This window comes from Pseudomonas moorei, from assembly GCF_008801475.1.
GTDB lineage: Bacteria > Pseudomonadota > Gammaproteobacteria > Pseudomonadales > Pseudomonadaceae > Aquipseudomonas > Aquipseudomonas moorei.
On record NZ_VZPP01000001.1, the window covers coordinates 1 to 20,192 of the forward strand.

The 20,192-nt window shown below is 58.1% G+C and carries 17 protein-coding genes and 2 pseudogenes; 3 read left to right on the forward strand and 16 right to left on the reverse strand.

Annotated features, from left to right (window positions below; translation table 11 throughout):
- From F7R06_RS00005 to F7R06_RS00020, 4 genes and pseudogenes are all read right to left on the reverse strand, one after another.
- Positions 1 to 127: pseudogene (locus tag F7R06_RS00005) on the reverse strand (ATP-binding cassette domain-containing protein); the annotation flags it as partial.
- A 137-nt stretch (positions 128 to 264) separates the two neighbouring features.
- A pseudogene (locus tag F7R06_RS00010) lies at positions 265 to 1,038 on the reverse strand (PAS domain-containing protein); the annotation flags it as partial.
- Between the two features lie 507 nt (positions 1,039 to 1,545).
- Positions 1,546 to 1,956, reverse strand: coding sequence for a hydroxyisourate hydrolase (uraH, locus tag F7R06_RS00015; RefSeq protein ID WP_090322936.1), 411 nt, complete (start codon positions 1,954 to 1,956; stop codon positions 1,546 to 1,548).
- A 10-nt stretch (positions 1,957 to 1,966) separates the two neighbouring features.
- Entirely contained in the window at positions 1,967 to 2,470 is a 504-nt protein-coding gene (locus F7R06_RS00020; protein WP_090322934.1) for a GlcG/HbpS family heme-binding protein, read from the reverse strand.
- A 146-nt stretch (positions 2,471 to 2,616) separates the two neighbouring features.
- Between F7R06_RS00020 and F7R06_RS00025 the strand changes: the two genes are divergently transcribed.
- Complete coding sequence (locus F7R06_RS00025) at positions 2,617 to 3,288, forward strand: heavy metal response regulator transcription factor (RefSeq protein WP_090322932.1); 672 nt, start codon at positions 2,617 to 2,619, stop codon at positions 3,286 to 3,288.
- Entirely contained in the window at positions 3,285 to 4,655 is a 1,371-nt protein-coding gene (locus tag F7R06_RS00030) for a heavy metal sensor histidine kinase (protein WP_090322930.1), read from the forward strand. Before F7R06_RS00025 ends, F7R06_RS00030 begins: the two co-directional genes overlap by 4 nt.
- Before the next feature lie 45 nt (positions 4,656 to 4,700).
- Here the strand turns inward: F7R06_RS00030 and F7R06_RS00035 are convergent, their stop codons facing one another.
- From F7R06_RS00035 to F7R06_RS00090, 12 genes are all read right to left on the reverse strand, one after another.
- Positions 4,701 to 5,456, reverse strand: a complete 756-nt coding sequence (locus F7R06_RS00035) for an ABC transporter ATP-binding protein (RefSeq protein WP_090322927.1) — start codon at positions 5,454 to 5,456, stop codon at positions 4,701 to 4,703.
- The gene (locus tag F7R06_RS00040) at positions 5,450 to 6,511 is read right to left on the reverse strand and encodes a FecCD family ABC transporter permease (RefSeq protein WP_090322925.1); all 1,062 of its coding nucleotides are present in this window, start codon (positions 6,509 to 6,511) and stop codon (positions 5,450 to 5,452) included. The genes F7R06_RS00035 and F7R06_RS00040 overlap by 7 nt, the downstream gene beginning before the upstream one ends.
- Positions 6,508 to 7,695 (reverse strand): ABC transporter substrate-binding protein, encoded by a 1,188-nt coding sequence (locus F7R06_RS00045; RefSeq protein ID WP_090322923.1) that lies wholly within the window; start codon positions 7,693 to 7,695, stop codon positions 6,508 to 6,510. The genes F7R06_RS00040 and F7R06_RS00045 overlap by 4 nt, the downstream gene beginning before the upstream one ends.
- Positions 7,696 to 7,757: 62 nt before the next feature.
- The gene (locus tag F7R06_RS00050) at positions 7,758 to 10,172 is read right to left on the reverse strand and encodes a TonB-dependent receptor (protein ID WP_090322919.1); all 2,415 of its coding nucleotides are present in this window, start codon (positions 10,170 to 10,172) and stop codon (positions 7,758 to 7,760) included.
- A gap of 94 nt (positions 10,173 to 10,266) precedes the next feature.
- A complete protein-coding gene (locus F7R06_RS00055; protein WP_090322917.1) occupies positions 10,267 to 11,244 on the reverse strand; it encodes a FecR domain-containing protein in 978 nt (325 codons plus the stop codon).
- The gene (locus F7R06_RS00060) at positions 11,245 to 11,760 is read right to left on the reverse strand and encodes a sigma-70 family RNA polymerase sigma factor (RefSeq protein WP_090322914.1); all 516 of its coding nucleotides are present in this window, start codon (positions 11,758 to 11,760) and stop codon (positions 11,245 to 11,247) included. It lies immediately after the preceding gene.
- 141 nt (positions 11,761 to 11,901) lie between these two features.
- Positions 11,902 to 13,146, reverse strand: coding sequence for an MFS transporter (locus F7R06_RS00065; protein ID WP_090322911.1), 1,245 nt, complete (start codon positions 13,144 to 13,146; stop codon positions 11,902 to 11,904).
- Between the two features lie 13 nt (positions 13,147 to 13,159).
- A complete protein-coding gene (locus F7R06_RS00070) occupies positions 13,160 to 15,010 on the reverse strand; it encodes an IucA/IucC family protein (protein WP_090322908.1) in 1,851 nt (616 codons plus the stop codon).
- Between the two features lie 39 nt (positions 15,011 to 15,049).
- Positions 15,050 to 16,210 carry an NAD/NADP-dependent octopine/nopaline dehydrogenase family protein gene (locus F7R06_RS00075; protein ID WP_090322906.1) on the reverse strand — a complete coding sequence of 387 codons (1,161 nt, stop codon included), beginning with the start codon at positions 16,208 to 16,210 and terminating at the stop codon, positions 15,050 to 15,052.
- Between the two features lie 25 nt (positions 16,211 to 16,235).
- Positions 16,236 to 17,288: a PLP-dependent cysteine synthase family protein gene (locus tag F7R06_RS00080; protein WP_343287506.1), complete on the reverse strand. Its 1,053-nt coding sequence runs from the start codon at positions 17,286 to 17,288 to the stop codon at positions 16,236 to 16,238.
- A 5-nt stretch (positions 17,289 to 17,293) separates the two neighbouring features.
- Positions 17,294 to 18,688, reverse strand: coding sequence for a Y4yA family PLP-dependent enzyme (locus F7R06_RS00085; RefSeq protein ID WP_090322903.1), 1,395 nt, complete (start codon positions 18,686 to 18,688; stop codon positions 17,294 to 17,296).
- Positions 18,689 to 19,053: 365 nt separating this feature from the next.
- Positions 19,054 to 19,302, reverse strand: a complete 249-nt coding sequence (locus F7R06_RS00090) for a hypothetical protein (protein ID WP_139204796.1) — start codon at positions 19,300 to 19,302, stop codon at positions 19,054 to 19,056.
- On the opposite strand from F7R06_RS00090, the gene F7R06_RS00095 reads away from it, so the two are divergent.
- Entirely contained in the window at positions 19,301 to 20,191 is an 891-nt protein-coding gene (locus F7R06_RS00095; protein WP_090322899.1) for an HpcH/HpaI aldolase/citrate lyase family protein, read from the forward strand. The two genes, F7R06_RS00090 and F7R06_RS00095, sit on opposite strands and share 2 nt — an antisense overlap.
- Position 20,192 lies beyond the last annotated feature (1 nt).

Sequence of the window (20,192 nt, forward strand, 5' to 3'; positions counted from 1 at the left end):
GGGCGCGGGCAATGCCGACACGCTGCTTTTGACCACCAGACAATTGCGCCGGGTATTTTTTGGCGTGGTCGGACAAACCGACCCGGGCCAGCAATTCGGCCACACGTTGATCGATGTCAGCACGCGATTCAATTCGCCAGCCAGGCTTTGCATGACATCCACTGTCTCCTGCACCACTCGGGCACCTTCGTGCGCTGTATCGTCGGTTTTCAGTGAAGTCTCATAGGCCATGCGTGCTGCTCGTGACTCGGTTTCCTGCTGGAGAACCTGAGCAGTGATATCGCTCGCAAACTTAACGACTTTGTAAAGGTTGCCGTTGCCGTCGTACACCGGATTGTAAGTCGCACGTAACCAGACGGTGTTTCTCTGGTTGTTGAGGCGCTTGAAGTTACCGGAGAAAAATTCGCCGTGATTCAGGCGCTCCCAGAACTGGCGATACTCGCTGGATTCACTTTCGCTACGCTCACAGAACAGGCGATGGTGCTTGCCAATAATCTCATCGAGGCGGTAACCCATCACTGCAAGGAAGTTTTCGTTGGCGCTGATGACTTCTCCCTGTCGGTTGAACTCAATGGTTGCCATGGAACGGTTAATCGCTTTGATTTGGCTCTCCTGCTCTTGTTCTTTCAGCACCCGGGCCGTGACATCAGTAGCAATCTTGACCACCTTGATCACCCGTCCAGAAGCGTCATGAACAGGGATATAACTGGCTTCCAGCCAAATTTCACGCCCCTGTTTGTCCAGGCGCAGGAAGCGGTCGTTCATGAACTCCCCCTTACTCAGGCGTGACCAAAAACCTTGATAAGCGACGCTGTTGGCGTATGTCGGCGTACAGAACAAGCGGTGATGTCGGGCATGAATTTCCTCAAGGCGATAGCCCATCAGTCTCAGGAAATTGTTATTGGCGCCGAGGATCGTGCCATCAGGCTGGAACTCAATCATAGCCATGGAGCCACCTAGTGCGGCGAGGGTGGCTTCGCAGTCGGCCAATCGCTGCTGGCTGATGGCCAGGCTTTTTTTGATTTGCGAGTTGAACATAGGTACCTCAGTTGAGATGGACTGCTTGGCACTTTCATCAAGCTAACGCAAAACTTATACAATGCGAAATAAATTGTACAAGAAAATTCGTGGTTGAACACAAGGGATGCAGGTTGATCGTGGGGAATGCGTTGATCGGATCCTCTGCACAGGTCAGTGAGTTATAGAGCGCAGAGCGGGTATTCATCGTCAAAGAAAAACGTCATCGCCCTCTGATTAGCCTTGTGCGCACGACAGTATCTTGTATAGGTTTGTGTCCCATACGCCCGGGAACAGCGTTGGGAAGGGCGCTATTCTTTGCGCCGTTTAATCGACTGGGGGAGATGAGCGGCCCAATTCATGGTCAAGGACCAGAAAGGTGCAGTCGCCGGCATCATTCCCTGTAACGAGAACCACGCCTGAGGGGTGAACGTGGTCATCGCTGAAGGTTTTGATGGTGAAAAGTCAAACGACAGTGCCGCCCTTTCGAGTAGGGGCGGCTGGTATCCATTGGGTATCGCTCGACTATCAATTGCCCCGGTAGGTGGAGAAGCCGTAGGGGCTGAGAAGCAACGGGATGTGGTAGTGCGGGACAGTTCCGTCCACCTCAAATATGACGGGTACCTCCGGAAAGAAGCTGGACGTTTTGTGCGCCTTGAACCACTCACCGGTTTTGAAGGTGACACGGTAGGTACCTTTCTCCAGACCCCGACCTTCCGGATACAGCCCGGTGATACGACCTTGCTCATTGGTCGCCGCGCTGTTGAGCATGTCCCAGTTTTTCCCATCCTGTTTTTCCAGCGTGACATTGACGCCAGGGGAGGGCAGGCCATCCTGCAAGTTGAGTACGTGCACGCTCAGTGGATTTGCCGCCGCTGATGCAAGGGCTGAAAGGGCACTCAATACAGCGCCAGCGAAGAAACTTTTCAATAGAGTCATGGTGATGTCCTTAGTTTTTAACGGCAGGTAAAACTTTGTTGATAGCGACCTCTGCACAACCTTCATCGTTTGCAGCGCCGCCTGCACCGGCCACTCCGATGGCGCCGATGACCTGACCCTCGAACGTCAATGGCACGCCTCCACCCAGCAGCAACAACTCATCGAGGGTGTTGAGGTTTTCAGCATCCGGATTAGCGCGAGCGCGCTGCGCTAACAACCGCGTCGAAGTCTTGGTCGACAGGGCGGTATAGGCTTTGCGTTGCGCGGCTAACGTGTTGTGCGGGCCGACATTGTCATCGCGTTGCACGGCAACCAGATTGCCGCCACGGTCAACAACGGCGGCAACGGCTGTGCGGCCATCGGCGTGACAGGCTGTGAGCGCGGCATTGAGCAAATCGTTCGCCATTGCAAGTGACACGTCCTTGCGCTGCGCCACTTGATCCGGGGCTGCAACGGCGAACGCAGAGCTCATTGCGAGTGTGACCAGCAATGAAGTCGATAGGCTTGTACGCATGCGGTTTCCTTGGTTGAGGCTGTCTGAGTCATTGCCAGACATCATGACCAGCGCACCCCGTCAGAATGATTGCCTCCTGATTACCAATATGTAATGTGAGAAATCAGCGAAGCGGGCTAGCCTGTGCGCCTGTTCCGGAGGAAAAAATGCGTATCCTGGTGGTTGAAGACGAAACGAAAATGGCGGATTACCTGCGCAAAGCCCTGACTGAGTCGGGCTATGCGGTAGAGATCGCCCTTGACGGGCTGGATGGCCAGCATTTGGCACAGGAGAGTGAGTTCGATCTGATCATTCTGGATGTCATGCTGCCGGGGTTGGATGGCTGGCAATTGCTGCAAATCATCCGGCGTAAGTGGCAGACCCCGGTGCTGTTTCTCACCGCACGGGATTCGGTTGATGATCGGGTCAAGGGGTTGGAGTTGGGAGCCGATGATTATCTGGTGAAACCCTTTTCCTATGCCGAGTTACTGGCACGCGTACGCACTTTGCTGCGCCGTGGCCCGCCTCGCGAGGTCGAGCACTTTGTGGCGGGTGATCTGAGCCTGGACTTGTTGCGACGCAGGGTAACGCGCAACGGCGAGCGTCTGACCCTGACCAACAAGGAGTTCGCCCTGCTGCATCTGCTGCTCAGTCGCGAAGGGGAGGTGCTATCGCGCTCGCTGATTGCCTCCCGGATCTGGCAGATGAACTTCGACAGTGACACCAATGTGGTGGATGTCGCTATCCGTCGACTGCGGGCCAAGGTTGACGATCCATACCCACTCAAGTTGATACACACAGTGCGTGGTATCGGTTACATGCTCGAGGTGCAATCCTGAATCCGTTTCCGCGCACCCTGAGCCTGCGCCTGGCGATGATGTTCGCACTGGTCAGCACGCTGTTACTGGGCTCCATTGGTTTTTATCTCTATCAATCGCTGCAGCGAGAGATTGCCTGGCGCGATGACCAGGCCCTGCTGGGGCGCCTGGAGCGAATGCAAGCCTTGATCAGCGATAGCGACAGCATCGAGCAACTGCGAGGTCGGCCCAAGCTCTACGAAAACATGTTGGGCAATCGCGACAATTTGCTATGGATCGTCGATGACACCGGCAAGGTGCTGATCGAAATCAACCCAGTGGGGATGACGATTCCAAAGTTGCCGGCGGCACCCCATGCTCGCCTCGTCGACGATCACGCTTCCGAGCCGGTGCGGCTTGCCTGGCAGGACGTCATGCAGGGTGATCGCGGCTTGACCCTGATCGCTGGCAAGTTGTTGGCAGAGCGTGAGCAGATGATGGGGGCTTACCGGCTCAAGCTATGGCTGGCCATGTCCGTCGGTGCGCTGCTGGCTTTCGTATTTGGCTGGTGGGTCAGTCAACGAGGCTTGCGCCCCGTGCGTCTGCTGGCCAAGCGCGCTGCGGCAATTGACGTGCAGCATCTGCATCTGCGGCTGGATGAGTTCAATGAACTGAATGAGCTCAAGCTGCTCTGTAGCGCCCTCAACCAGATGCTTGCACGCCTTGAGGACGGATTCGCCCAGCTATCACGCTTCTCGGAAGACCTCGCCCATGAGATGCGCACCCCGCTCGGTAACCTGATGGGTCATACCCAGCAAGCCCTGAGGCGCAGTCGCTCCATCGAGGACTATCAGAACCTGCTGGTTTCCAATCAGGAAGAGTATGAAAGGCTGGCACGAATGATCGACAGCATGCTGTTTCTTGCTCGCACCGAGCAGGCCAACGCTCGCGTAAACGTCGAGCAAATCAACCTGCACGATCTGATTGAGCAGCTCTGTGAGTATTTCGAAGGCGTGGCGCAAGAGCGAGATGTGCAACTGCTTAACCAGACTCAGGATCAGTTGATGGGGGATCCAGGCTTGATCCGTCGAGCATTGGCAAACTTGCTGGCCAACGCATTGCGCTACGCCATTCCCGAATCTGCAGTGACGATCAGCAGCAGGGTGATGCAAGACACGCTCGACATTACGGTGCACAACCACGGCGAGCCGATTGCAGCAGAACATCTGCCGCGATTGTTTGAGCGCTTTTACCGATGCGACCCTTCACGTAATCAGCCCGACGACTCGGGTGGTCTGGGATTGGCCATTGTGCGCTCAATCATGCAACTGCATGGCGGTTCTGTAAGCGTTGATAGCACTGAAGCAGGTACAAGCTTTCACTTGGCGTTTCCCCTTAAACGTGCCTGAACTCGAACCGAAGGTATTGCACCTGACACAGCGGATGTTTGCGAATTAAACGATATCGTCAATCAGGATATGGTGCAGCCCGCGGCTACACTGCTCGATGCGTGCTTCGACCTTGTAGACGTTACGCAACATCTGTCGGGTAATGACCTCGTTGCCTGGACCACTGCCTTGAGTGGTGCCGTCGGCGATAACAAGCACCTGGTCGGCAAAGCGCAGTGCCTGGTTCAGGTCGTGGATGGCAATGAACACAATGACCTCGCGCTTGCGGGCCAGTGTGCGCATGAAGTCAAGCACCTGCACCTGCCGATGCATATCGAGGGCGCTGGTCGGTTCGTCCATCAGCAGGATTTCCGGCTCGCGTACCAGCGTTTGTGCGATCGAGACCAATTGTTGCTGACCGCCGCTCAATTCGCCGAGGTTGCGAAACGACAGTCCGGTGATGCCCAGCGCCGCGAGAATCTCGTCGACCCGTTTCAATTCATCATCGTGTACGACCCAGCCCGCGGTCAGTTGTTTACGCGCCAATAGCACCGATTCGTAGACCGTCAGTCGAGCGCTGGCATTCAAACCCTGGGGCATGTAGCTAATGCCCTGGGCGCCTTTTTTCGAGTCTTGCAGGATGACATGGCCGGGCCCGTCGATCAGTCCGGCCATGCGTTTGAACAACGTCGACTTGCCTGCGGCATTGGGCCCGACCACCGCGACCACCTGTCCACCGAAAAAAGTGGTGGTGGTGACGTCGCGAATGATCTCGCGCTGGCCGTAGCGTGCGCCGAGATTTTCCAGCTGAAGCTTTACCATGAGTTTTTCTTCCCGCCGAGAATCAAGGATATGAAGAACGGCACGCCGATCAGTGAAGTGACGACGCCGATGGGGAATATCGCGCCCGGGATCAGGGTTTTGCTGACCACAGAGCTCGCCGAAAGAATCAACGAGCCCGTCAGCAACGAGGCAGGCAAAAAGAACCGTTGGTCTTCACCGATCAGCATGCGGGCGATGTGCGGGCCGACCAGCCCGATGAATCCGATGGTGCCGACAAAAGCCACTGGAAACGAGGCGAGCAGGCTGACCATGATCAATGTCTGAAAACGCAGGCGGCGCACGTTGATGCCGAAACTGGCGGCCTTGTCATCGCCCAGTCGCAGGGCCGTCAGGGCCCAGGCGCGTTTGGCGAAGATCGGCAGGGTGATGAGAATGACCAGGCAGATCACGCCGAGCTTCGGCCAGGTGGCTTTGGTCAGGCTGCCCATCGTCCAGAACACGACGGCGGCCACGGCTTGCTCGGTGGCGAAGAACTGCACCAGCGCCAACAGCGCGTTGAACGTGAACACCAGGGCAATGCCGAGCAGCACGATGGTTTCGGCGGTAACGCCGCGACGCATGCTTAAAAAGTGGATTAACAGCGCCGACACCATGGCCATGATGAACGCGTTCAACGGCACCATGTACTGCGCTGCCAACGGGAACAGCGCGACACCGAACGCCAGCCCCAACGCCGCGCCAAAACCGGCAGCGGCAGAAATGCCCAACGTAAACGGACTGGCCAACGGGTTATTGAGGATCGTCTGCATCTGGGCGCCAGCCAGCGATAACGCCGCGCCGACGGCGACGGCCATCAGGGCCACCGGCAGGCGGATGTCCCACATGACCACGCGCACTTGCGCTGAAGCACTGTCGGGCGAGAACAGGGCGCCGAGTACTTCGTTGAAGCTGTAACTCGCCGGCCCCAGCGCCAGATCGAGCAGTACGCTGCACAACAGCAAGATCACCAGCCCGAGGAGAATCAGGCGTTTACGTAGCACCAGGCGACGATAGGTTTCGCGCTGGGCGACCACGGCGTCGGTCAATGAGCTCATGGTTTGACCTCCGGCTTGCGCAAGCTGACAAAGTAACCCGACTCATACGGCACCGGCAGGAAGCGCTCATGCAATTGGCGAAATGACGCGTCCGGATCCAGGTCGGCAAACAGTGCCGGATGGAACCATTTCGCCAATTGCTGGATGGCGACGAACTGGTAGGGGCTGTTGTAGAACTGATGCCAGATGGCGTGAAAGGCTTGATCGTCCTGAGCCTTGATACCGGCGTAGGCGGGGCGCCGGGTGTACCAGGCAAGTTTTTTTCTGGCTTGCGCCATGTCCGCGCCCGGGCCGACACCGACCCAATGCCCGCCAGGTGCAAAGGCTTCCCAGTTTGCGGTCGTGACGACGACATGCGCCGGGTTGGAGACGACGACTTGCTCGGGGTTCAACTGGCCGAACGTGGTGGGAATGATGTGGCGGGCGATGTTGTTGCCGCCGGCCATATCGACGAACAGTCCAAAGTTCTCGTTGCCGAAGCTCAGGCAGCAATCATCGGTATAGCCTCCAATGCGCTCGATGAACACGCTGGGGCGGGGCGGGTGTTGTTTCTCGATGACGTCGGTGACGCGACGAATTTGCTGGTTGCGAAAATCAATGAAGGCTTCGGCGCGTTGCTCTTTATCGAACAGTCGGCCGAACAGGCGCATGGTCGGCTCGGTGTTCTGGATCGGGTTGTTGCGAAAGTCGACGTAAACCACCGGGATGCCCAAGGCGTCGAGCTTCTCGATGTAGCGCGCATCTTCGGTCGCATGTTGCGCCTCAATATTGAGGATGATCACGTCCGGTCGCTGCGATATGGCCTGCTCGATATCGAAGGTGCCGTCTTCAAATCCGCCGAAGGTGGGGATCCTGGCGATGTCGGGGAATTTGCGCAGGTAGGCGCCGTAGGTGTCCGGGTCCGACTGGATCAGATCCTTGCGCCAGCCGACGATGCGCTCGATGGGGTTTTGTGTGTCCAGTGCGGCGACCAGATACAACTGGCGGCCTTCACCGAGAATGACGCGTCTGACCGGCAAGTGCACCTTGACCTTGCGCCCCAGTAGATCGGTCACCTCAGTGAGCGCCGGATCCGCTTGAGCGGCGAGCACGCTGCGCGGTGCAAGGGAAAGCACTACCAGGCTCAGCAGTCCTGCCAAAAGCAGCGCAGCGAAAGCGTGGCTGCGTCGATCAAAAATCACCATGGTCAAAGCCTTTGCAAAAGTCAGGACGGTCAACGGCTGACACCGCTGCCGGGCTGAACGTTTTAGAAATCGACAGTCGCCGACAGTAATAAAGTGCGCGGTGAACCCTGGGAGAACGCGCCGTAGGAGGCGACGCCCGACCAGTATTCGTGGTCGAGCACGTTTTGCACGGTGGCGCGAAACGTGGTCGGTCGTTCATCGATGCGAGTGGTGTAACGTGCGCCGACATCGAAGCGGGTCCAGTCATCCAGTTGCTGGGTGTTGGCCTGGTTCACGTACTGCCTGCCGGTATGAATCGCGCCACCGGTGAGCGTCAGGCCTTCGACCCACGAGGTATCCCATTCGGCCCAGAGGTTGGCCTGAACCTGCGGCACGCCGACCGGTTTGTTGCCACGGTTGGCGGCAACGCCGGTTTTGCTCAGTTCAGCATTGAGCAGGGTGACGCCACCGAGCAGGCGTGTGCCTGGCGCGACTTCACCGAACACATTCAGCTCCAGCCCGCGATTACGCTGCTCGCCCTGCACCGAAAACACACCGGAGACCAATTCGCCACTGGGCTTCTTGATTTGAAACAAGGCAAGTGTCGAGGTGAAGGTGCCATAGTCGACCTTGACCCCGAGTTCCTGTTGTCGGGAGACATAAGGGGCAAAGACCTCGCCGGCGTTCGACGCGGTGGAGGGTGCAATGTCACCTTTGCCGAGGCCTTCGATGTCGTTGTAATAGAACGAAACGTGGTCCCAGGGTTTGACCACCACACCGAACAGTGGCGTGGTTTTGCCGTCGTCGTAAGAGGTGGTAACCCTGCCGGCCGTGTTGTAGTTGTCGGAATGGATGTTCTGCTTGCGCAGGCCGAGTGTTACCTGGACGCGCTCATCCAGCACTGACAGTGTGTCGGCGAGGGCCACCCCGGTCAGTTCGCTCTCGGACACTTTGGTCGTGTCAGGTTTGGGGATATCGGGTTTCGGGCGATCCACCGGGTGATAAATATTCGACAGGATGGGCGGTCCGGAAATGATCCCCCGGGACAGGACATCCCGATAACGGGTGACCTGCAGGGCGGCACGGTGACTGATCGGCCCGGTGTCGAAGCGCAGGCGTGCGCCGGCGTCGACGGTGTAACGCTCGACTTCGAATTTGTAATAGCCGGGAACAGAAGAGGTGTCGCCGGCCGCGTTGATGATGGTCGGGGTCTGGTCGGACATTCGCGCGACATTCGATTGTCCACCGCCGGCGTGGGCGAACACGGTCAATGCCTCGCTGAGGTCGTATTCGCCGCTGAGCAGGGCCGATTTGTCACGGGTTTCGGACCAGCCCCATTCCTGACTCACGTTGGTACGGCCATTGGCGGCGGAGGGAATGTCCACGCCCGGGGCGATCAGAAATGGCCGTGAGGCGGCGTCGAAGCGTTCTTTCTGGTTGAGCCAGTCAAGGGTGGTTCGCAGGCGTTCACCCTGATAGTCGAGGGACAGGGCGCCGATGTCGACGTGACGGGTTTGATCGTCGATCGCCGTGTCGCCCTGCTGAGTGCTGCCGTTAATGCGCATGCCGAACTGGCGTTCCTCGCCAAAGCGCCGACTGACATCGATGTGGCCGCCAATCTGCGAGTTCATGGCATAACGGGCGGTGAAACGCGTCAGGTCCTCATCGAGGGAGCGCTTGGGCACTACGTTGATGACACCGCCGACAGCGTTGTTGGGCGACATGCCGTAGAGCAGGGCGGCGGGACCTTTGACCAGTTCGATACGCTCGGCGTACTCGGTGAACACCCGATAGTTGGGCGCTACGCCGTATACGCCGTCGAACGCCAATTCACCGAGGTTGCCTTCACCGACCGGAAAACCGCGGATGAAAAACGAGTCGACAATGCCTCCCGCCTGCCCCGTGGAGCGCACCGATGAGTCTCGCTCCAGCACATCGCCAACGGTGACGGCCTGTTGATCCTTGATCAGCGTCGAGGTGTAGGTACTGACGCTGAAGGGCGCGTCCATCAGATCCGAGTTGCCCAGCATGCCCAGGCGCCCGCCGTGGGCGACCTGCCCACCGGCATACACGGGTGGCAGGGCGTCGGTACGTTTATCGGTGCCGATGACCGCCGTTTCATCCAGCGTCACCTGGCGCTGCACCAATGTGTAGCTGCCGTCGCTGCGCAACACCATGTCCAGGCCACTGCCCGCCAGCAAGCGAGTGACCGCTTCCTGGGTGGAGTAATGGCCGGTCAGTCCGGGGCTGACAAGACCCTCAGTCAACGATGGCTGGAATGACAGCGCGATGCCGGCATCCACGGCGACGCTCGACAGGGCCGCACCGAGTGGCCCGGAAGGCATGTCATAGGCACGGACCGCGACAGCGTCCAGTTGCGCAGGCACGGCGGCCAAGGCAATCGGGCAAACGGCACCGACCAGGACGAGGCTTAGCAACGCACTGCGAAAAACTGGGGTGAACTGACGATCCGGGCGCAGGAGGCGTGCAGCGAGCATTAATGGACGAGCCTATAAACAGGACGGAAAGGTTCTTCTTCCCCATAGCCAGTCGAGATCAAAAAAAGTATCACCTGCGTGCACTTTTTTTGGCTCAGGCCGCAGAGAGCGTGATCCAGTAGCCATTCAAGTGGCCGCTGACAAGGATCGGATAGGTCTGCGCCAACATGTTCAATGTGCGCTGGGTGTCGCTGATCGGATAGGCACCGGAAATGCGCAGATCGGCAATCGCCGGATCGAGGCGGACGAAGCCGCGGCGATAGCGGGTCAGTTCGGCGACGAAGTCGGCCAGGCGCATCTTGTCGGCCATCAACATGCCTTGGGTCCATGCGTCGATGTAGCGAGGGGTGGCGGTGAGCAGGCCAAAGTGATCGGACGAAAAGTCGGTGCGTTGTCCGGCGTTGATGATGAATGGCGATCCCTGGCGATTGTCGGCGAGTTCGACCTGCACCGCGCCTTCCAGCACCGCAAGGTGAGTGCGTGACTGCAGTTCTCGAACGGTGAACCCTGTGCCCAGTGCCTGCATTCGGCCCTGGCGGGTGCTGACCACGAAAGGCCGCGTCATCGGGGAAATATCCGGCGCGGTCTGCACCCGTATTTCGCCTTCGCGCAGTTGGATGAGCCGTTGGTGGGCATCGAACAGTACGTCGATGGCCGTATCGGTGTTCAAGGTGATGTGCGAGCCGTCGGCCAGCGTCAATTCGCGTCGCTGGCCGATGGCCGTGCGATAGTCGGCCGACCACTGCCGGGATTCTGCCAGCTTCCAGCTGCCCCAAGCGGCCGGCAGGATCGCCAGAATCATCGCCAGTTTGCCCAGCGCTGCGCGACGTTGCGGGCTGCTGGGTCGATCCAGTGCCGACATCGCCAGTGACGGTGGCAGGCCGCCGAATTTGCTCTGCAATAACTGAGCGCGCCCCCAGGCACGAACACGCTCGGGCGTGCTGACTTTCCAGCATTCCCATTCGGCACGTTCAGTGTCGCTGAGTTCGCCCCCACTCAAGCGCATCAGCCAGTCTGCAGCTTCTTCAAGGGCTTGGTGATCGGGAGGCGGTTCTTGGCGGCGACTGAGCATTTACGCCACCAACAACAGACATTGCACGAAGGCTTGCTTCATGTAGCGTTTGACAGTGATCAGTGACACGTCCAGTTGTTCGGCGATGTCGTCGTATTTCAGGCCGCTGATCTGCGAGAGCAGGAACGCACGTTTGACCAAGGGCGGCAGGGCATCGAGCATCGCATCGATTTCGTGCAGGGTCTCCAGCACCATGAAGCGCAATTCGGGCGAAGGCACTTCAGCAGCGGGTACATGAGCGAGGGCATCCAGATAGGCACGTTCCAGTGCCTTGCGCTGGTACCAGTTGATCAGGATGCCCTTGGCCACGCAGCTCAGGTACGCGCGAGGTTGTTCGATGACAGTGACCCGGGAGGCGAGGATGCGAGTGAAGGTGTCCTGTGCCAGATCCGCCGCATCCATGGCGTTCCCCAGTTTTTTTCTCAGCGTCGCATACAGCCAGCCGTGGTGGCCGCTGTACAGGGCTTCGATCGCACGCAGGTGATCGTCGTTATTCGCGCAAAGGGTTTCGCTCATGGCTGCGGACTTTATGCAATTGAGAAGTATTCCCAATGCTAGATTACAAAGCGTCCAGGACGCAAGCAGCGATCAGGTATCCCTCAGTCGCGTGGCAGGCGGATCAGTGCTTGGATCGTCGTTCAACGCCAGTCTGCTTGATCAATCCCCGGGCGGGGCATGACTCGGTTGCATCTGCGCAGGCCAGTAACGCAGCGCGACAATCGGGATCAGTGCCACCACGTAGGCCAGGCAAACAAACAGGTAGGTGTATTGCAAGCCATAGACCTGGCTGAGCAAACCACCGGCCGAGATCCCCGCAATCGAAGCAAATTGCGCGGTGCCCTGGGCAATCCCCAGCACGTGACCCTGTTGTGAGCTGTCGGCGGTTTTCGAGATCAACGCCATGAGCACTGGCGTGGTGGCCCCCAGCAGCACACCCCAGATGAAGTAGGCGATGACAAACACCACAGGGTTGTGCGTGACGCCTGCCACCGCCGTCAGGGCGATACAGCCGATGACGACGTAGGTGAGGCGGTGCAGGGTTTCCTGCTCGGTGCGGTGTTCGAAATAACGCGACCAGGCCGTTGCGGAAAGAATGAAACCCAGCGCCAACAAGCCGTAGCACAGGCCGACCACCGAGTGACTGACCTCGAACACCGAGCTGACGTAGAGCGAGAAAGACGTCTGCGGCAGCATGCGCGCCAGCAGCAGAATGCCCATCACACCCAGTAACGACAGTAACGGTGCACCTTGCCAGACGCTGGCCGAGCGGCTGGCCGGGGTCGCGTTGTCTGCGACGGGTGTTTTTTTTACCGGCGGTACATCGGGCAAGGTAACCGCCGCCACCACGGTGCATACCGCGCACAGTGCCGAGGCAATGATGTTGATCCAGAAGAACGTCGCGTAGTCGAGGATCAGTCCGCCCACGACCGCGCCGAGTAACGAGCCGACGTTGGTGGAAATCTGCAGGATGGCAAACAGCCGTGCGCGCCGCGAAGGGGCTTCAATGCTGACGCCATAAGCCTGGGCCGGTGCGATATACCCGGCGAAAGCGCCTTGCAGAAAACGCAGGATCAGAATCACCCAGATGTCGCTGAAGAGTGCCAGTCCAAGCTGGGTCAACGACAAGCCGGCGAGGGCGCGGATCATCATCAACTTGTGGCCGTAGCGATCGCCGATACGGCCCCAGAACGCACTGGTCAGAATAATGCCCAGCATCGGCCCGACGTACACCGCGATGCTGGCGAAGCTGAACACCGACTTCGAGGAGGTCAGCCCACGCAGGTGGACGGGCCAGAAGGGCCCGCTCATTTCCATCGCACCCATTGAGACCAACTGGATCGCAAAGAGAAGATAAATCAGGATTCTGACGCTTGAACCCTGGACGACACCTGCATGGGACATGGGACAGCCTCGATTAAACGCTAGCGAGCGGGTTGGTCAGGGTGTGTTGCAAACGATAGTTGGAGTACTGCATCAAGTGCATGCGCAACAACGACCGGGTTGGCCATGGATCTTCCACAAACGCCTGATGTTCCACCTCCCACAAATCTGGCGAGACCCGGTCGCGTACGGCCGCGAATGCAAGATCGGTTTGCTCGCGCAGCACCTCCCACAACCGCCTGTTGTTGAATCCGTATTCCCTGGTCAACCACAGGGCCATTTCGTGCAGATGCGTCAGGAACGCCGCGTCCAGCACGAACATGCGTACCGGTTCTATATCGCCTGAGAATACCGTCGGCAAAATACCCGGCTGCACATGCGGGTGCAGGGTGTAGCCACGTGCTTCCAGCAGCGGAGCGTAAGTCCTGCCATCGCCGAAATCGCGGATCAGCAGACTACGTGCTTTGCCATCGGGGGAGAACAGCACCATGGTGTTTTGCTGATGCGCTTCGAGCCCGATGCCATACAACAGGTAGATCGCCACCACCGGGTGGGTGACCACTTTGGCGTACTCGCGGAACCAGCTTTCAACCTGCTCAGCATTGGCCCTGGCGCCATCCCGCTCGATCAGATCGGTGAACAACGGCCGGCCACTGCCGGGCAACCGAGTGAACAGCGATGCCACGGTAATCGGCAGACAATGGTCGTTGCGCTCGAATGCTGGCTTGCTGGCGCGATAGACCACAGACAGATGGCGGCCTGGGTGATCGTCCTGAGTGACCGCGTTCCTGTAACGCACGCCTATCTCTTCCGGGAAAATTTCCAGACGCTGATCGAAGCCGTTTTCGGCCGCCAGAATCCTGGTGATCACTGTGCTGATACGCGGCCCCATGTGAATCGATTTGGCTTGCAGGCTGCGCAATTCACTGGTCATCCACACGGCGATCGGCAATTTGATCAGCGGTGCGCAATCGTCCAGTACCGGCATCATCGTTCGGTAGGACATGGTCGGCAGGGTTTGAATGTCAGGGCCGTCGGTGATCAGGATGCCTTCCTCAATTTCCGCCGCAAACGTCTCGAGCACATAGGCCTGCAAATGCCAGGCATGAATCGGCAGCGGCAGCCACTGGGTTTCATCCAGCCCTTTGCCGTTGAGCGAGGCTTTCCATTGCTCCCATTGCGCCGGGAAGTGGCTGGCGAACCATTCGTGGTAACCGGTCACGTGAGGCATGCTTTCGCTTTTCGAATGCTCGGCCCGCAAGGAGGCGATGCGCAGTGGTACCTGGGCATTGAACTCGGGTGACAGTTGCTCGACTTCGGCATCGGTCAGGCCCGGACGGGATTTCCATGTCGGGTAATACGGATGGCCTTCCAGCGAACCCCACTGGTCCAGAAGGATGGCGGCGTCTTTGGTATTGGCATGTTGGCGCAGGTAGTCGGTGAAGCTGTTGACGCCCTGATCCCTGGCTGCCTGCTCCATTCGCGCGTTCCATTGCTGGCGATGCTGACGGGCGTGGGCATCGTTGGTCAGGCTGTTTTCCATGTCGGCCTTGAGCCCGGCCACGCCTTCGTCGGTCGGCTCGAAGTCGAAGCTGTCGCGCAGCACATCCAGCAAATCCTGATGGCGGGTGATCACCTGGCGTACGCCTTCGTCCGTCAACAGCACCACATCACCGTCATTGACCACGGTATCGGCCGGACCCTTGGCGATGTCGGAGAAAAACAGGTGGGCGCGGGCATCCTTCAGCGGGTAGGTGGCCTGATTCCCTTCAGCCGAAAAAATCAGGCTCGAACGATCAAGGATGTTTTCCGCAAAAAGGCAACGGATCAGACGTCGCATGGCGTTTTTACGGGAATAGGCGATCAGTGTCTTGAAGTCATCCATATCAGCTGTCTGCTCGTCGAAATAATGTGAATAAAGGGATCAAGCGGCGGCACTGGTCGCGTGTGGCCACTGGCTTGGGAAGTAGTCGAGCGCGGAGTCGCGCAGGCCATGCATGTAGCCAACGCTCCACTGCAGGACTTCTTCGATATGGGGCACCTTGAGGTCGAAGCGCTTGGCCATTTCCACCAGCAGCACCAGGCCGTAGGCGACGTCTTCGCTGAAGGCGCGGCTCTCGCGTTCGATGACGTAGCCGGCGCGGTTGCCGTCGGCTGGCACCATGGGGGCAAGGATGTCGTTGTAGGCCTGATTGGTGCGCAGAATCGAAAGCATGCTGCTCTGGTCGCGGATCTGTTCGCCGTAGGCCTCGACAATTTCCTGTTTCAAGGATTTGACCGATGACAGGTCGATGCCCATGCGCTGGCTAATGACCGCGCACAGCGCCTGGCTTTCCTGATCCATGCGTTCGAGGAAGTAGGCACCCAGTTCCGGGCACTCGGTCCACCAGCACAGGCGTTGCGGGAAGATCTTGCGATGCCATTGGCCAAAGGGGCCGATCAGCCCGTAGATCACCGAGCTGTGCATGATCGGGTTGCCCGGCGTCAGGGTGATCTCCAGGTAGTTTTCCAGCATCGTCACGCAGGGGCCGTACAGCCTGGTCAGTATTTTCTCCAGCTGTCGGCGCGCGGTTTGCGGCTCTCGGGCATGGGTTGCCACGTACAGTTGGCTTTTGCCGCCGCCCATTTTGATCGAGCGTCCAGGCGTCAGCTCGAATGCGGTATGCGGGACGTCCTTCATGCCCCAGATCACCAGGTTCGGGCGGTCGGGCAGGGTGGCTTCGGCCAGCCAGTCGAAACCGCAAAAACCGGGAATCGCACCGATGTACACCGGTTTGCTCGCGTTCAGATGCGGTGCGATGTCCTTCAGGGTTTGCGGCCGGGCATGGGCCGGCACGGTGATGATGACGATGTCGGCATCCTCGACGGCGGCCCTGGCGTCAGTGGTCACCCGATCCAGTCGGGCTTGCAGTGTCGAACCGTTGGGCAACAACGCCTGCATCGGCGTCTGACGGGCATGCTGTTCGATGATTTCCAGATTGCTGGTGAGCATCGAAACCTGAACATTGGGCAGCTGCTTGAACAGAATGGCGTTGAGATGGCCGGTCCTGCCGCCACCACAAATGGCGACTTTCAACAGATTCATCGAGAGGCGTTCCTGTGTGGGTGGGTCATGCGACGTTTAATTGCAGCGGTGCGGAAACGGTGTCCAGCCATTGGGTCTTGCCCAGCCAGGCATCCAGTTGCGGTGCGACGTTCGTATCCAGCAAATCACGTTCTTGCAGCCACTTATCGTCGAACACGGTGTGCAGGTATTTTTCGCCGCCATCGGCGATTGGCACGACCACGTTCCCGGTCAGCACGCCTTTGTGGATCAGCTCCAATGCCTTGAAAATCGCACCGCCGGTCGAGCCACCTACCAACAGCGCCAGGTGTCGGGCGATGTAGCGGGCGGTTTCGAAGGCTTGGGAATCGGTGACCTGCACGCCCAGATCGATGCAGCTGTAGTCGAGCACCAGACCGACCGTGTCACCGGCCGGGGTGCCGGTGCCCGACTGGTAGTAGGGATAGCCGGGATGACCGAAGACAATGGAGCCGGCCGGTTCCACCGCAACGGTCACGGTGTCGGGATTGTGCAGTTTCAATCCACGGGCGATCCCGGTCATCGAACCGCCGGTACCGACGCAACCGACGTAGGCCCCGATAGGGCCTTGTACCTGAGCAATCGTTTCGCGGACGAAATCACTGTAACCGCCTGCATTGGCGGCGTTGTCGGATTGGTTCATGAACACGGCGCCGGGAATGTCGGTCGCGAGTTCTGCCGCCATGTGTTGGCGCTCGACCACCGCCACTTCGTCTTCGCGATAGGTGCCTTTAACGAATCGAATATCGGCGCCCAGCGCCTTCATGACGGCGATCTTGTCCTGAGCCGCGTGATGATCGACCACGGCGATAAACTGCAGGCCGAATTCGACGGCGGCCATGGCCAGGCCGATGCCGGTGTTGCCGGACGACGACTCAACGATGACGCCGCCGGGTTTCAGGCGCCCGGACTTGAGCGCGGCCAGCACCATGTTCCGCGCCATGCGGTCTTTGATGCTGCCGCCGGGGTTGTTCTTTTCAATCTTGAGTAACAGCCTGGCGTCGGTATCCGGAACATCAATACCCAACATGGGTGTATTGCCAATAAGGTCAGAAACTTTATTCAATATCATTTCAATCATTCCCTTTAGTAGTCAGGTGCAAATGCATAGTTACCTTCCGTACAACAGGTCGCCATCAAGCGTCGGGGCAGGGGATGGCGATGAAACTCGTTTTCCAGCAAGTCCATCTGATAACCGGCGGTATTGACGTAAACCAATAAGTCGCCTGCCTGGGGGGTGGTGGCAAAGTTGATCAGGCGATGGGTAATGACGTCGTCGTCCAGGCAGCTATGGCCAGCGATATAAGCTTGAGTCGGTGTGTGCGGTAGTTCACTTGTGCTAATAAGTATCGGATCAACGAGATACTCCGACGAAAACCAGGTTTCACAGGCGCTGAAACTACTGCCTTCAACAAAAATGACGATTTTGTTGTCGGCCAGTTTTTTTGTGCGTGTGACCCGAAACAATGAAATGGCCGCCTGGTCCACCAGACTTCGGCCGGGCTCCAGTGCCAGTGTTATCTTTTGCATGTTCAAATAGTTGGCAATGGACAGTCCGGGCGAGTGGTCGGCCTGGAGGAACAATGTCAACCATTGAGGCGCTGTCAGCTCACTGCCATAGGGATAATAAGAGTCGGGCACAATATTGTTGTAATAATGCTCGTACTTATTGTCGTGCTGTAAAAACTGACAATAGGCCTGAGGCTCGACATAACGAATCGGCAGGCCTCCGCCGATGTCGATTATTTGTGGATTCAGTCCCATTTCACGGGCTGCCTGGACAAACCCTGAGACTTCACGGAAGGCTTGCGCACGGGATTCGAATCCGTAACCGCCCAAGTGGAAATGGAACCCCTCGAAGTGAAAGTGCCTGGGTTGTCGGGTCAGCCGATGAAGGCATTCAAGCAAGTCCTCAAAGCCCATTCCAAATCGACTCTTCGGACAGCTTGCAGGCCTGTAACGAAGTAAAATCCGTGCTTTTGCGGGAGTTGTCAGGGATTCGATCACTGTTTGCAGGTGATCGAATTCCTCCAGCGAGTCCACACAAATCAGTGAACCCGCGCTGATCAGCGCTTGATGAAACGCAGCGGTTTTGGCCGGGCCGGTCGCGCAGATTTTTGCCGCCAGCGTACCGGCTCGCAGGGCTGCCTCCAGCTCATAAATGCTCGAAACATCGACACCAATACCCGAATTTGCCGCAGCGCTCAGCAGGCTCTGGGACTTGTTGGCCTTGGCGCCATAGAAGATGGCGTGACGCACATTGTGTTGGTTCAACACCGTTTGCAGCGCCTTCGTATTCAATTCGAAAGCATGTGGCCAGACCAGATTTAATGGTGAGCCATGTTGTTTGACCAGAGCTGAAAGTGTGCCCGGAAAATGGTTGATCAGTGTGGCAATAACAAAGTCGATAAGCGGTTTTAGCCTGTCCGGATGATGAACTTCAATTCGCTGTTCGATGGGCTGCGCATTCATTGCAGGCATAGTTAATCCTCTGGCTCGAAATAGAACGTGGCCATTGATATTTGACAACCAGCAGTTATCGATGGAAGCAGTATTTTTTTGCTCGTCAGATACGAGTTTTCAATGCAGTGGAGGCGGATGCCACGCGAAACCTGAAGAGGGATTTTTAGCGCGGATCGTAATGGATGATTGACAAAACAATTGCATGAGAACCCCACTCCATAAGGTTTGTACGGACATTTTGATCGGCCACTAGTTGATGACACAGCCTGTGTAAGTGACCCGTAACTGACATTCATGTGCTATTACCGGTATGCACTTCCCATTGCGACTGATGACGTTCTTTGAAGCGAGGATCGTTCCTCTTGGCGATGTGAACAATATTGCTAATGCGAACCATTATCAAGTAAGGTTTTCAAATATTTTTGAATAACGACCTGCACAGGGCGAATGAATGAGCGTGCATTTAAACGTTCAAGTACGCGTTCGCCCTGTTTAAAAAAATCCCGTAATACCCTGATGAACAAGGCGTTACGGCGAGGTGCAGGCCGCCACGGGCAGGCGCGGAAATCCGGCGCTGACAGGGCCTGATTTTTTTCAGATTCACAACGATTCACGCCAAGGAGCAACGCCATGACATCCGATCGACGCAGCAGCAAAACCCCACTCGCGATCAGCTACCTGTTCGTGCCGGGCAACCGCCCCGAACGGTTTTCCAAAGCCGTCGAAGCGAATCCTGACGCGATCATTCTCGACCTCGAGGATGCCGTTCATCCGGACAGCAAACCCGCCGCTCGGGCAGCAATTTGGGCATGGCAGGAGAGTACGCCGAGCGTTTCCTGCGAGCGTTACATCCGCCTCAATAGCGTCGGCAGTACCCTGTTCCACCAGGACCAGGCCTGGCTGAACGACATGCGCTATCCCGAGCGTTGCAACGGCATTTTCCTGCCCAAGGTGGAATGCCCGGATGCCCTTGGCCGGGTCGTCGAACAGTTGCTGAAGTGGCAACCGGAACTCAAGATCATCGCGATCATCGAGACGGCCAAAGGATTGCAGCAGGTGGAATCGATTGCCGCGATTCCAGGGGTGGCGCGCCTGGCGTTCGGCTCGCTGGATTTCTCCCTCGATATCAATTGCAGCCAGATCCCTGAAGCGTTTCTCTTCGCCCGCCACCGCATCGTGCTGGCTTCTCGCACGGCGGACTTACCGTCTCCGATTGACGGCGTCACGCCGGCGATCAGCGATCTGGCGGTGGTCGGCAAGGACGCCCTTTACGCGCGATCGTTGGGGTTCGGCGCCAAGCTGTGCATCCACCCCTCGCAACTGGTCACGGTTCAGCGCGCCTTCCTGCCGGATTCGCGCCAATTGGCGTGGGCCGATCGTGTGATGAGGGCCGTGGCCACGGGCAGTCATGCGGTGCAGGTGGATGGCGAGATGGTTGATTTGCCGCTGATCGAACATGCCCGGCGCCTGCTCGATGTGGCCAGCCAATATGCGCCCATTGCTCGCGCAGGCGCTTGCTGAA